This window comes from uncultured Parabacteroides sp., from assembly GCF_947855115.1.
Classification (GTDB): Bacteria; Bacteroidota; Bacteroidia; order Bacteroidales; family Tannerellaceae; genus Parabacteroides.
In genome coordinates, this window is record NZ_CANTZW010000023.1 from 63087 (window position 1) to 76029 (window position 12943).

The 12943-nt window shown below is 45.3% G+C and carries 8 protein-coding genes; 1 reads left to right on the plus strand and 7 read right to left on the minus strand.

Features of this window, described 5'->3' with window-relative positions; genetic code table 11:
• Positions 1 to 7: 7 nt before the first annotated feature.
• Genes ilvN through ilvD form a run of 3 tightly spaced genes read right to left on the minus strand, consistent with a single transcriptional unit; the run spans position 8 to position 4136 of the window.
• Positions 8 to 562 (minus strand): acetolactate synthase small subunit, encoded by a 555-nt coding sequence (gene ilvN, locus Q0110_RS13595; protein ID WP_005854462.1) that lies wholly within the window; start codon positions 560 to 562, stop codon positions 8 to 10.
• Positions 563 to 577: 15 nt separating this feature from the next.
• Complete coding sequence (gene ilvB / locus Q0110_RS13600) at positions 578 to 2275, minus strand: biosynthetic-type acetolactate synthase large subunit (protein ID WP_297907355.1); 1698 nt, start codon at positions 2273 to 2275, stop codon at positions 578 to 580.
• 25 nt (positions 2276 to 2300) lie between these two features.
• Complete coding sequence (gene ilvD, locus Q0110_RS13605; protein WP_297907358.1) at positions 2301 to 4136, minus strand: dihydroxy-acid dehydratase; 1836 nt, start codon at positions 4134 to 4136, stop codon at positions 2301 to 2303.
• A gap of 592 nt (positions 4137 to 4728) precedes the next feature.
• Between ilvD and Q0110_RS13610 the strand changes: the two genes are divergently transcribed.
• Entirely contained in the window at positions 4729 to 5844 is a 1116-nt protein-coding gene (locus Q0110_RS13610) for a PDDEXK nuclease domain-containing protein (protein WP_297907360.1), read from the plus strand.
• A gap of 363 nt (positions 5845 to 6207) precedes the next feature.
• Here Q0110_RS13610 and Q0110_RS13615 read toward each other — a convergent pair whose 3' ends face one another.
• From Q0110_RS13615 to Q0110_RS13630, 4 genes are all read right to left on the minus strand, one after another.
• A complete protein-coding gene (locus tag Q0110_RS13615) occupies positions 6208 to 7812 on the minus strand; it encodes a RagB/SusD family nutrient uptake outer membrane protein (RefSeq protein ID WP_297907363.1) in 1605 nt (534 codons plus the stop codon).
• Between the two features lie 28 nt (positions 7813 to 7840).
• Positions 7841 to 11080, minus strand: coding sequence for a TonB-dependent receptor (locus Q0110_RS13620; RefSeq protein WP_297907366.1), 3240 nt, complete (start codon positions 11078 to 11080; stop codon positions 7841 to 7843).
• Between the two features lie 201 nt (positions 11081 to 11281).
• A complete protein-coding gene (locus Q0110_RS13625; RefSeq protein WP_297907368.1) occupies positions 11282 to 12271 on the minus strand; it encodes a FecR domain-containing protein in 990 nt (329 codons plus the stop codon).
• A 72-nt stretch (positions 12272 to 12343) separates the two neighbouring features.
• Positions 12344 to 12916 carry an RNA polymerase sigma-70 factor gene (locus tag Q0110_RS13630; protein ID WP_297907371.1) on the minus strand — a complete coding sequence of 191 codons (573 nt, stop codon included), beginning with the start codon at positions 12914 to 12916 and terminating at the stop codon, positions 12344 to 12346.
• Positions 12917 to 12943: the final 27 nt, after the last annotated feature.

The following is a 12943-nucleotide window of genomic DNA, read 5'->3' on the forward strand; positions in this document are numbered from 1 at the left end:
TCGTTCATTATTGCTGCTTCTCTTGTAGCTTTCGTTCCATATCGGCCAACATATCGCTCAAGCGCTCCACCTTGCTTTTCGTGATAGCCACACGCCCGGAACGGATAAATTGCAAGACTCCGATTGTCTCGCTCAACTCATTGAACAAGGCTTGCGTCTCATCATAATGACCACTCTTCTCCAACACCACGCACGTCTCGTTCATCTCCAAGATACGGGCATTGTATTTACGGATCAACCCCTCTACGGTCCCCATCTTGATGAAAAGCTCGGTACTCAGCTTATAAAGGGCGATCTCTTGATAAACCAAATCCTCGTCCGTATTATAATAAGCCTTCAAAATATCCACACGTTTATCAATCTGTTTCACCACCTTGTCGATCATATCCTCATCGGCAAAGGTCGTGATCGTAAACTTATGGATACCTTTAATAGCGGACGGGGAGACAGAGAGAGTCTCGATGTTCAACTGCCGGCGTGTAAAGATAATCGTTATCTGGTTCAAAAGACCTACGATATTCTCTGAAAAGATAATAACAGTATATAATTTCTTTGTTGTCATAGCTTCATCTCCTCCTTATTTCTCGTCTCCCATTATGATATTAGTCACCGTAGCTCCCGCCGGGATCATCGGATACACCATTCCTTGCGGCTCCACGTCGGCAATCAACAGATAAGCACCTTTATACGCAAGCATCTCTTGGATAGCTCCCTCCAGCTCCTCTCGCTCGCGCACCTCGTGCGTCCCGATACCATATGCCTTCGCTATGGCCATGAAATCCGGATTCTCCATCTCTGTAAAGGAATAACGTTTGTCAAAGAAAAGTTCCTGCCATTGACGGACCATCCCCAAGAAGTTATTATTCAGGAGAATGATCTTCACGTCCAGATGTTCCTGCATAATCGTACCCAATTCCTGTATCGTCATTTGCAAACCGCCATCGCCCGTGAAGAAACAAACCGTACGGTCGGGAGCGCCAAACTTAGCGCCGATAGCCGCAGGAAGCCCAAAGCCCATCGTACCTAACCCACCGGAAGTCACCACGCTCCGCGTACGATTGTATTTAAAGTAACGAACTCCCATCATTTGATTCTGGCCTACGTCCGTTACCAATACCGCATCATTGCGGGTAGCTTCCGATACCTTACGGATCACCTCACCCATCTTCAAGTAACCGGAGTCAGGATACAACTCTTTCGCTATCACCTTCTCATTCTCTTCCCGCTCATCCGGCTCAAACTCGGCATTCCATTCCGGACGTTTACGTTCCTCAAGCAAAGCTGTTATTCGCGGAATCGTATGCTTGGCATTTCCCAACACCTTCACGTCTACAGGCACGTTTTTACCAATCTCGGAATTATCGATATCCAGATGTATCACCTTCGCTTGCTTGGCATATGTCTTCAAATCGCCCGTTACCCGATCATCGAAACGCATCCCAATGGCGATCAAGACATCACACTCATTGGTCTTACGGTTCGGCCCTACGTTTCCGTGCATCCCCAACATTCCTTTATTCAAGGGAAAATCAGAAGGCATGGCAGAGAGTCCTAGAGTAGTGGAACCCGCAGGTATATCGTTTTTACTCAAGAATTCCAATAATTCCTGTTCCGCTCCCCCTAAAATCACACCTTGTCCTACCAAGCAGAAAGGTTTCTTCGCTTGGTTGATCAGCTCGGCAGCCATTTTTATGCGCTCGGGCACGATATCCGGCTCCGGTTGATAACTACGGATATAATCTACTTTCTTATATTCATATTCAATCTCCCCTACTTGAGCGTCTTTCGCGAAATCCAGCACGACCGGTCCCGGGCGCCCCGTAGAAGCGATATAAAAAGCACGGGATACGGCCCAAGCGATCTCCTCCGGTTTACGGATCTGGTACGCCCATTTCGTGATAGGCTGCGTGATTCCTATCACGTCGATCTCCTGAAAAGCATCCGTTCCCAACAACGGGGAGGCGACCTGTCCGGTAATTACCACCAAAGGCGTACTATCCATCATGGCATCAGCGATACCGGTCAATGTATTCGTGGCTCCCGGGCCGGAAGTGACCAATGCTACTCCCACCCTTCCCGATACCCGGGCGTATCCTTGGGCAGCGTGCGTGGCTCCCTGCTCGTGGCGGACCAGCACATGCTTGATCTTATCTTTATAATCGTACAGACAGTCGTATACGGGAATCACTGCCCCTCCGGGATAACCGAAAATCGTATCGACACCCTCCGCGATCAATGTCTTCAGTAAAGCCTCTGAACCGGTTATTTTTTCCATATTACTTAAATATTTGCTTTGTTGTTTAATCTTCTACAATACGAACGCCTCCTTTATCGGCAGAGCTCACCATCTTTCCATACGCCTTCAACGCCTTTGATACTTCACGCTGACGCAACGGTGGCGTAAAGGCCTTCTTACCACGCGCCTCTTCTGTTTTCCGGCGCTCGTCTAGCTCCTCATCGCTCAGCCGCACGTTGATGGAACGTTCCGGGATATTGATCTCGATGATATCCCCGTCTCTCACTAACCCGATAGCTCCTCCGGAAGCTGCCTCCGGAGAGATATGTCCGATAGAGAGGCCAGACGTACCGCCACTGAAACGCCCATCCGTGATCAGGGCACATTCCTTGCCTAAATGACGGCTCTTTATATAAGAAGTAGGATATAACATCTCTTGCATTCCCGGTCCTCCTTTCGGCCCCTCATACGTGATGACGACTACATCACCAGAGACGACCTTACCGCCCAATATCCCCTCGCAAGCAGCGTCTTGCGAATCGAACACTTTAGCCGGACCGGAGAATTTCCAAATACTCTCGTCTACACCGGCGGTCTTTACGACACATCCGTCCAAGGCGATATTCCCCTTCAAAACGGCCAAGCCGCCATCCTTGGAATAGGCATGTTCCACGTCGCGGATACAACCTCCCGCACGATCCGTATCCAATTCTTTATAATAAGATTCTTGAGAGCCCATCCGGATACTGAACTCATGAGCAGGAGCGCTCTTGTATTTACGGATCGCCTCCTCCGTCACGTTTGGTGAAGTGACGGCGTATCTGTCAACGGCCTCGGCCAAGGTAAGGCCATCCACACGTTTCGTACCGCCGTCTACCAATCCGGCCTTCATCAACTCATTCATAATCCCGAGAATTCCACCGGCACGATTTACATCTTGCACATGATAGGTGTGCGTATTCGGGGCTACCTTACACAAACAAGGGGTCTTCCGGGATAGCATATCGATATCTTCCATATGGAAATCGGCTCCAGCCTCTTGCGCCACGGCCAATAAGTGAAGCACCGTATTGGTAGATCCTCCCATGGCTATGTCTAACGACATGGCGTTTAAGAAAGCCTGGCGGGTAGCGATATTACGCGGTAATACGGAATCATCCCCGTCACGATAGTATTTATAGGCATTCTCAACGATTTGTTTAGCGGCGTCACGGAATAGTTGGATACGGTTCTTGTGAGTCGCCACGATCGTCCCGTTCCCCGGAAGCGCCAAGCCTATCGCCTCGTTCAAGCAATTCATGGAGTTCGCGGTAAACATACCGGAGCAACAACCGCAGCCCGGACATGCATGGCGTTCAACCCGCTCGATTCGCTCGTCGCTTACCGACGTATCGGCTGATTCAATCATGGCATCGATCAAATCCAGATGGCTGCCATCCAGCTCACCGGCCTCCATCGGACCTCCGGATACAAATACCGTCGGGATATTCAACCGCATGGAAGCCATCAGCATACCCGGCGTGATCTTATCGCAATTACTGATGCAAATCATCGCATCCGCCTTATGGGCATTTACCATATATTCCACACTATCCGCTATAATATCACGTGAAGGAAGCGAGTAAAGCATTCCATCATGCCCCATAGCGATACCGTCGTCTATAGCGATCGTATTAAATTCAGCGGCGAAACACCCCTGTTTCTCGATCTCGGCCTTGACCAATTGCCCGATCTCATGCAAATGCACATGTCCCGGTACAAACTGGGTAAATGAATTTACAATAGCGATAATAGGCTTGCCGAACTGTTCCTCTTTCATCCCATTGGCACGCCATAACGCACGGGCCCCGGCCATCCTGCGGCCTTCGGTGCTAAATGAGCTTCTTAACGGATTCTTCATCTCTTTCCTATTTTTTGTTCGCAGGGCGCTTTATACACGCCTCTACCTAAATTTATTTATACTAAAAAAGCCTTTCCCTATATGGAGAAAGGCTCAAGAAATATTTTTACGATTTCACAACTTCTTACACACCTTTCTCCTTACCTACTAATGACTAGAAGGACCACCACGAGAATAATATGCAATACGTTGTTTATCATTTTTTTCTTAATGTCTTTATTCTTGTTTGACGCTGCAAATGTAGAACAATAATTGACACGCGCAAAGGATTTAAAAGAAAAATCTTTATTTTTCTTTCAATTATCAACACCACACGACCCTTAAATTACACTTTAACACCCATATCCGGATTTAACCGGACAAAGACAAAGAAGAGAAGATGTACCCAACGCCGGTACAAAGTTCCGAAATCATAGACAAACAAAGGAAAATCAATCACTTTGCATATTTCCCCGATTATGTACCCAAATCGGGATAAAACCAGTAACGTATAGCAAAGACAGAGAATAAAACGAAAGAAGAAGCAATTAATAGTTTGCCCGAATTAAAGCTTTGAAAATAAAAATAGTAACTTTGTACAAAGAGCAGAAATATGAACTTTGAATCATTAGTTAATCATATCAGTGCTATTCAGAATACCCTGCAAGCACAGGCAGCACATTCTGTAAACCTTGCGCTAACTTCCCGTAATTGGCTTATGGGCTGTTATATCGTGGAGTTTGAGCAAAACGGAGAAGATCGTGCGGCTTACGGTGAGCAGCTTTTGAAGAAGTTGGAAAAACAACTAAATACCAAAGGACTAAATGAACGTAGATTTCGGGAGTTTAGACGTTTATATCTTGCTTATCCACAGCTAAAGGATGAGGTTCTTCATTATGTTATGTCAGGTTCGGAGATTCGGCACACACCGTCTGCCGAATTCATCGCACCAATTCGGCACACGCCGTCCTCTGAATTACAACTAATTGATAAACAAAATAATGAATTGACATTGTCACCCGAAAAGGTCTTTAACAAGTTACCCTATTCTCATTTAAAAAGTATATCTCAATTAGACAATCCGACTAAACGTGCTTTTTATGAATTCGAAGCAATTAGGGGATGCTGGTCTTTTAGAGAACTGGAACGTCAAATCAACTCATTATATTATGAGCGTAGCGGATTATCCAAAAATAAAGAAATTCTTTCGGCATTAGTACAACAACAAGCCACACAGCTACAGCCTGCGGACGTGATAAATACTCCCTTGACATTAGAGTTCTTAGGGTTAAATGAACGGGCATTGGTTACAGAGAACGATTTAGAACAAGCCATCCTTGATAATTTACAAAAATTCCTATTGGAAATGGGACACGGCTTCTGCTTTGAAGCTCGTCAAAAACGCATATTGATAGATGAGGATTACTTCTTCGCCGACCTTGTGTTCTACCATCGTATATTGAAATGCCATATCATCGTGGAATTGAAAATTGACAAATTTCACCACGAATATGCATCCCAACTGAATATGTATCTGAACTACTTCAAAGCTGAAGTAATGCAGGCTGATGATAATCCGCCAATCGGCATCTTATTGTGTACAGAAAAAGGCGATACTTTAGTTCGTTATGCCACAGCAGGATTAGACCCCAATATTTTTGTGCAGAAATATAAAGTCCAGTTGCCTAGTGAGGAAGAAATTAAAGATTTTATTTCAAGAGGAATCTAAAACAACTCCTTTGCCATCCAGAATTTGTACGAGAAAGCTGGTTAGCTTTGTGCTTTTGCTCCACTTCCACCTTATAACTTTTCTTTTCAAAGCAATCTTCAACTTCCCCTTGTGAATAATCGCACCTGTTTACTACAAGCATGGTATTCTTATATAATAGAAACAAGCTTCCTACTTTGAGAAGGTTTCTAACGCATCCTAACGCCTTGAATAGATATTCGTTTCTATATAAGCACAAAGATAAGCCAAAACATTCTTTCTGAAAGAAGAGAAGAAATCCTGATAATCATACGATTACCAGGATTTCCAAACACCTAGAGCCGGTACACCTTCTCTTCTTAATTATATATTCGATCCTACAGATCAGAACTTCGCGTTAGCAGCGTTACCTACCAAATTCGGATTGGCTTGCAGCTTCTTATACGGAATCGGGAAGATAGCGCGAGTCTCATCATTGGAAGCCTCTTTATCCCACCAAGATGTCGTGACAAACTTGTCGAATCGGATCAGGTCCTGTCTACGTAGCCCTTCGAAAGCGAACTCCCGTCCTCTTTCCGCAAGGAACTCGTCCATCGTCAGCGTGGCAACGGTATATTTTGCCTTTTCCCAATCAGCCTCCGAAAAAGCTCTTTGCCGGACACTATTCACTAAATCCACGGCCTCCGACGTAGCTTTATTTCCGTTTTTCCTCATCAATGCCTCTGCCTTGACAAACAAGATATCAGCATACCGGAACAATACCCAGTCATTGCTCATATCTCCCCGGGCTCCCTTCACGATCTCATACTTCACAGAGCGGGCTCCACTGTTCTCCTCTCCTTCGGTCATGGATTTTATCTCGTTCACGAATACCAGGTCTTGCCCTACATATTCCTCAGAACCTTGCAGTGGCGTAGCGTTCGTATCAAAATAGTAAGTACCGTCGTCACGCTGTACACGCGGATATTGCTTACCGATCAAAAAGCCCTCCGTCTTACGTAAGTCGTTATCCGCGAACGTATCGTAGAAAGTAGGTTGCGTAACCAATCCATTCCATGGGCCACTCTCCAGCTCCCATCCCTTTTGCATAGCGTAGTGAAACCACAACGTGTACCAATTCATTCCAGCGGCGTAGGTCTCGTCGTATACGATCACCCAGATGTTCTCTTTCGAGTTCTTATCATTATCAACCTTGAAAGGATCGTTCCAATGCGCGTCTAACTGGAAATTCCCCTTATTGATAATCTCATCGCAAGCAGCGATACAATCATCCCAACGAGGCGTGCCGACATAAACCTCCGCATTCAGGTACAGGTGTGCCAACAATGCGTTCGCTCCCCATTTAGACACACGCCCGTAGGTAGTGGTTTTATTATCGGACAGCAAAGGGATATTCTCCTTCAACTCCTTCTCCACGAAATCAAAAACCTCCTTGCGCGTTTTCGTGGGAGGGCTCACCTCGTTGATTGTCTCCACAACAGGTACGTCGCCAAACATATCCAGCAAATAAGCGTAACTATAAGCTCTGTAAACTTTCATTTCCGCGATTGCCTGTTCCTTGCTAATACCCGGATTCAGTTTCTCAAAATCCAGATTCTCGAAATCGGCCAATAGATTATTCGCGAATCCGATCGCCATATACAAGAGATTCCAAGCACTCTCCAACTCGGTATCCGTAGGAGTCCATTGATGACGGTGCATCCGGATCCAGTTACCATTGTCGTATCCATGACGACCTTTTTGCGGCCAAGCAACCCCGTCTGCCGTAAGTTCCTGGAACTTCCAGACAGAATTGTTGGGAGACAACGTACCGCAGAAATGCCCCCACGGACGCATCATGGCCGATATCACCTCGTCGCCGCTCTTATAATAATTATCTGCCGTCACCTCGCTATAAATCTCCTCATCCAAGTTCGTGCAGGAAGGAAAAACGGCAATCCCGGTCAAAGCCGCAGCCGCATACAGACATATATGTTTCAATGCTTTCATTATTAATTCTCTTTTTTAGGTTCAACACTTAAAACGTTACGTTCACACCAAAACTAAATGTACGAGTGACCGGGTAAGACGAACGGCTGTCGCAACCAGCCTCCAAGCCTGTCACGTTAATATCGGGCGTCAGGCCGGAGTATCCCGTGATCGTCGCCAAATTCGTCACCGTTCCATACAGACGCAAGTTCTTTATATACTTATTATTGTTGAAATTAAACGTATATCCTAAAGTGACATTGTCTATTTTCAGGAAACTACCATCTTCCAAATAATAATTAGAGAACATATTCTCATCCTTCAATGGATGGTTCAAAGCATCCTTATATACATTGGAAGCCGATTGATCCAAATACTTCGTGGTTCCGAAGAAGAATTTTCCCTCATTCAAGATTTCATAGTCAAACATACCTCTCAGCAAGAATCCAAAGTCGAAATTCTTATATGTAAAGGTATTCTGCAAGCTCGCCTTGAACCTTGGCAAACCACAGCCGATAAACGTGCGGTCGTCCATAGACAATCCTTCCTTACCATCCAGATCTCTCATTTTCCACATGCCATTCTCATCGATACCGTCGCATACATATCCGTAGAAAGAACCTACAGGTTGTCCTTCTTGCAAGCGAACAGTCGGCCCTACGTTTCCGGGAGACGGCATCTCATGCAAATCCGCGTAACTAGCCTTGTACAAATCGTTCGACAAAGATGTCAACTCATTTTTCTCCCACGAGAACGTAAGAGAAGGCGTATAGGTGAAATCCTTGGTCTTAACGGCATCTACGCTAACCGACAACTCAAGTCCCACATTCTTCATACTACCCACATTCGTAATGATCTTATCGTGGATAGCTGCCGGTTGCTGGGCGGTATAATCATAGATCAAGTCGCGCGTGGTACGTTGATACCAATCTACGGTACCATTCACCCGTCCTCCCCAGAAAGCATAATCAAAACCGATATTGAGAGACTCACTTTTCTCCCATTTCAAATCAGGGTTCGGGTTATTACCAGGTCCATACGTAGCGTTGATCCACGTTCCCGTAATCGCATTGTAATTACCCGCGCCTGTTCCGTATTTAATCAAGGACATATAAGGATCTTCCGGCAAGCTTCCCGTGATACCGAAACCAACACGGAACTTCAGCAAGTCTAAGAAATCCACATTCTCCATGAAAGCTTCCCGGGTCAGCATCCAGCCGGCGCTGACAGATGGGAACCACGCCCATTTATTATCCGCTCCAAACTTCGAGGATCCTTCCCGGCGCAAGGAGGCGCTGAACAAATATTTCCCGTCAAAATTATAATTCACACGGCCGAAAAAAGCGATCAACGAGCTTTTCGTCTTCTTGCTATTCATACTCGCCCGGCCATCCTTTAAGTATGATCCGGCCTCCATATTGTTGGTCTCGAACGCATCGGTCAAGAAACCTTGATTCTTCATACGCATCATCTCATACTCAAAATCCTGGTAACTATAACCGATCATGGCCGTCAGGTTATGCACGTCGTTGAAACTCTTTACGTAATCAGCGGTCCACTCCAACGTACGGTTCGTCCATTTCTCATACCGTTTGTCGGCGGTTCCATTCGTATTATCTTTCACCGAGGAGTAGTCGAGACGGCTTATATAGCTATCTCTCGATACATCGCGCTTCTCCAAGGCAACAAACGCAGAAGTCTTCAAACCCGGCAATATCTCGTAAGTAGCCTTGAAGTTACCCAATAAGTTCTTGTATTCTTTTTTCGTGCTTCTTTGCTCGATACGTCCTATCGGGTTATAATCCTCATAACCCGCATACGTCTGCCAGAAAGAGCCGTCTTCGTTATAAATCGGCATGGTCGGATTCCTCATCAGCGCAGAGTAGAACTCATCGTGCTTGTAAGAAGGAGTATCCGTTGGGTTATCTGCCGCGTCGTTATAACCGGGGATAAGATTCGACTTCGTGAAAGAGTTAGACATGTTGAAGGAAAGCAATAACTTATCGTTCAACATGCGGTGATTGATATTCAGAGCCGCATTGATCGTCTCCCTATCCGTATATTTCACGATACTCTCATTCTTACGATAGCCTAACGACGCACGATAATTCATGGCCGCCGTACCGCCGCTCGCCGTCACGTTGTGCACGTGGCTGACGTTCCCTTTGTTCAGCATCATATCGTAAGGATCCGTATCATCTCCATAATCCTTTATGATCGTACTTCCCGAACGTTTCCCATAATCCAGGTACTCGTTTCTCGATAGCATTTCCGGGCGTTTATAGACTCCTTCGTGCATGACATATCCGGAATACGTCACTTGCGAGTTACCCACTTTCGGCCGTTTGGTCGTAATGATAATCACACCATTGTTACCTCTTGTTCCATAGATAGCCGCAGCGGAGCCGTCTTTCAAGACATCGATAGCCTCAATATCTTCCGGGGCGATCGCATTCATGGAGTTCTTATCTCCCGGCACACCGTCAATAATAATCAACGGCGTATTATTTCCTTTCAAGGAGGTAGCGCCACGCAACTGGATATTAACCTCACCGTTCGGGTCGGTTCCGCCACGGGATATCGTCAAACCGGCGACACGTCCTTCGACCAACGACATCGGATTGACAACCGGTATCTTATTGAAGTCTTCGGCTTTCACGCTCGTCACGGAAGAGGTGATCTCTCCCTTCTTTTGCGTACCATAACCTACTACCACGACCTCCTCTAGCTTCTCCGAGTCTTCCTCCATCTTGATGGTCAACGAACTTTTCCCTGAGACAGGAACATCCAAGGTACGGAAACCGATATAAGATATCTGTAAAATAGCATTCTCCGGAACATCATTCAATACGAAATTACCATCGAAATCCGTGATCGATCCCGTCGTTGTACCCTTGATAACCACATTGGCTCCGATAACGGCCTCTCCATTGTTATCCCGCACGACACCTTTCACCGTTTTCTTCTGTTGGGAAACTGAAGGGAGATTCGTCTTCGTCAATACGATATAGCCATTTTCAAACACATATTTAATATCCGAGTCTCCAAATGCCTCTCGCAGGTATTGGCTGACCTCCTTATTTCCCTTGGAAATATCAAGCTTTTCTTTTAAGTTGACTTCATTTTTACTATACACAAACAAATAGTCGGTCTGTTCCTCCACTTGCTCTATAAATTCCTTAACTGTCAGGTCGTTTCCGCTAATACGAACTCTCGTATTCTGAGAATCCGAAGGAGTCGCGAAGGCCGAGAACGCACAAGCAGATAAAAGGACCGCTGAAATTTTCATGGTATTCTGAAATTTCGATCTATTGCCCATAACTTTTCATAAATTTTTAGATTCACACATTACTTTATTTGAAAATTCTCATTTGATTCAAAAACAGCGGACACAATCCAATCCGCGGAATCCCGCAAGGTTAACTGTCATTATACCTCATAAACAAACTTTTTTAGGTTAACAATCCATATCAAATTCACTCTCTTTCTGTCATTGAATGATGATCTTATTAGATTTCTCATCTCTCACAAACGTGAAACGCTCTATTCTTTGTAATGCCCGGAGCACGCTCTCCACGCCATCTTGCTGACGAAACTTACCGCTAAACTTATAATCTGCCAACCTAGGATCACGAATCACGAACTTGACATCATAATAGAGTTCCAATTTGTGGACGATCTCACGCAAAGGCGTATCATCAAACGCATAAATCCCGTCTTTCCAAAGAAGAAAATCATTATCTCCAAAAACCTCTTTCACCAATTGGTCGCCAACCAACCGGACTTGTTCATTCGGGGAAAGAAACAGACTGCCTACCTCTTTCGTGCGACCGTAAACCTCTACCGCCCCCTCCACCAAATAGGCAGAAAAATCCTTCTCTCCATTATAGGCGGAAACATTGAACTTCGTTCCCAATACCTTTATGTCCAGTTTTTCCGTGGAAACCACGAAAGGGGCTTTCTCGTCATGAGCCACCTCGAAATAGGCCTCGCCATTTAATTCGACCCTTCTCTCTTTTTCCTCAAAATAGCTCGGGTAACGCAACTTGGTATGGGCATTCAACCAGACAACCGTACCGTCGCCTAAAGTGACTTTCGCCCGTTGTCCCGCAGGGGTCTCGAATTCCTCAAACCGCATGGAATCTTCTAGATGAGCCAATCGCCCGTCTTCAAAGCCTTTCATGGCTGCCCACGTAAAGAATACCGCGGCACAAATGGAAGCGGCATAACCTACGATAAATAAATATTTTTTCCGGATCGAGGTATACTTCCCTCCTGCCATCCGCTTGAAACCTCTCAGTCTTCTGATACCCTCAGACCGATCGTCTTTAGCAGGTTTCCACGCAGTAAAAGCACACAGATTTTGGATAGATATAAACTCTTGTCTCAACGACTCATCCTTCTCCATGCGAGAGAAAAGCTGTATCTTCTCCTCCTCTGAGATTTCCCGGCTAAAATATTTTATTATCAGATCATACATTTAATCGCCTTTTGTGGGAAGAACGATCTTATCCGGATATACCACTATAGGTCTTTTCAAAATAAAGATTTTTTAAGAAATAAGGCAAAGGAAAATAAAAAGGGGAAGATATTCCCGCAATTCTACCCGGAGTTTCTTCAAAGCCAGCCCCATTTGATTCTCAACCGTATTGACCGACAAGTTTAGTTCTTCCGCAATCTCCCGGTATTTCTTTCCCTCTATACGGCTTTTTACGAATATGAGCCTACAACGTTCGGGCAGTTTATTGATAGCGGTGGTTAAGATTTGTTCTATCTCCTCGTCCGACATGTACATTTGTTCCATCTGCTCCAAAGCCTGCATTTTCATGGTCAGTTCTTGTTTATAAGTATCGACCACAATCTTCCGTTTCAAGAAATCCAGGCATTTATTCCGAACCAACGAGAACAGATAGGAGGAGATGCTCATCCGTATATCCAAGAATTCTCTTTTTTCCCACAAGACCATGAAAACATCTTGTACTATATTCTCTGCTTCCTCATCCGACAAAACATATTCTTTGGCAAAACGCAACATGCGAGGAGAATACATCACATATATCTCCTCAAAAGAACCTTTGATTAAACCAAAAGGAATTACCCTATTATTGTCTGATACTTCCAGCATAGCTATTAAGTTCCCGCGGAACTAAGT

Coding starts and splice junctions, on each gene's coding strand:
- ilvN (WP_005854462.1), bottom strand. CDS start 562: ATGACAACAAAGAAATTATATACTGTTATTATCTTTTCAGAGAATATC.
- ilvB (WP_297907355.1), bottom strand. CDS start 2,275: ATGGAAAAAATAACCGGTTCAGAGGCTTTACTGAAGACATTGATCGCG.
- ilvD (WP_297907358.1), bottom strand. CDS start 4,136: ATGAAGAATCCGTTAAGAAGCTCATTTAGCACCGAAGGCCGCAGGATG.
- Q0110_RS13610 (WP_297907360.1), top strand. CDS start 4,729: ATGAACTTTGAATCATTAGTTAATCATATCAGTGCTATTCAGAATACC.
- Q0110_RS13615 (WP_297907363.1), bottom strand. CDS start 7,812: ATGAAAGCATTGAAACATATATGTCTGTATGCGGCTGCGGCTTTGACC.
- Q0110_RS13620 (WP_297907366.1), bottom strand. CDS start 11,080: ATGAAAATTTCAGCGGTCCTTTTATCTGCTTGTGCGTTCTCGGCCTTC.
- Q0110_RS13625 (WP_297907368.1), bottom strand. CDS start 12,271: ATGTATGATCTGATAATAAAATATTTTAGCCGGGAAATCTCAGAGGAG.
- Q0110_RS13630 (WP_297907371.1), bottom strand. CDS start 12,916: ATGCTGGAAGTATCAGACAATAATAGGGTAATTCCTTTTGGTTTAATC.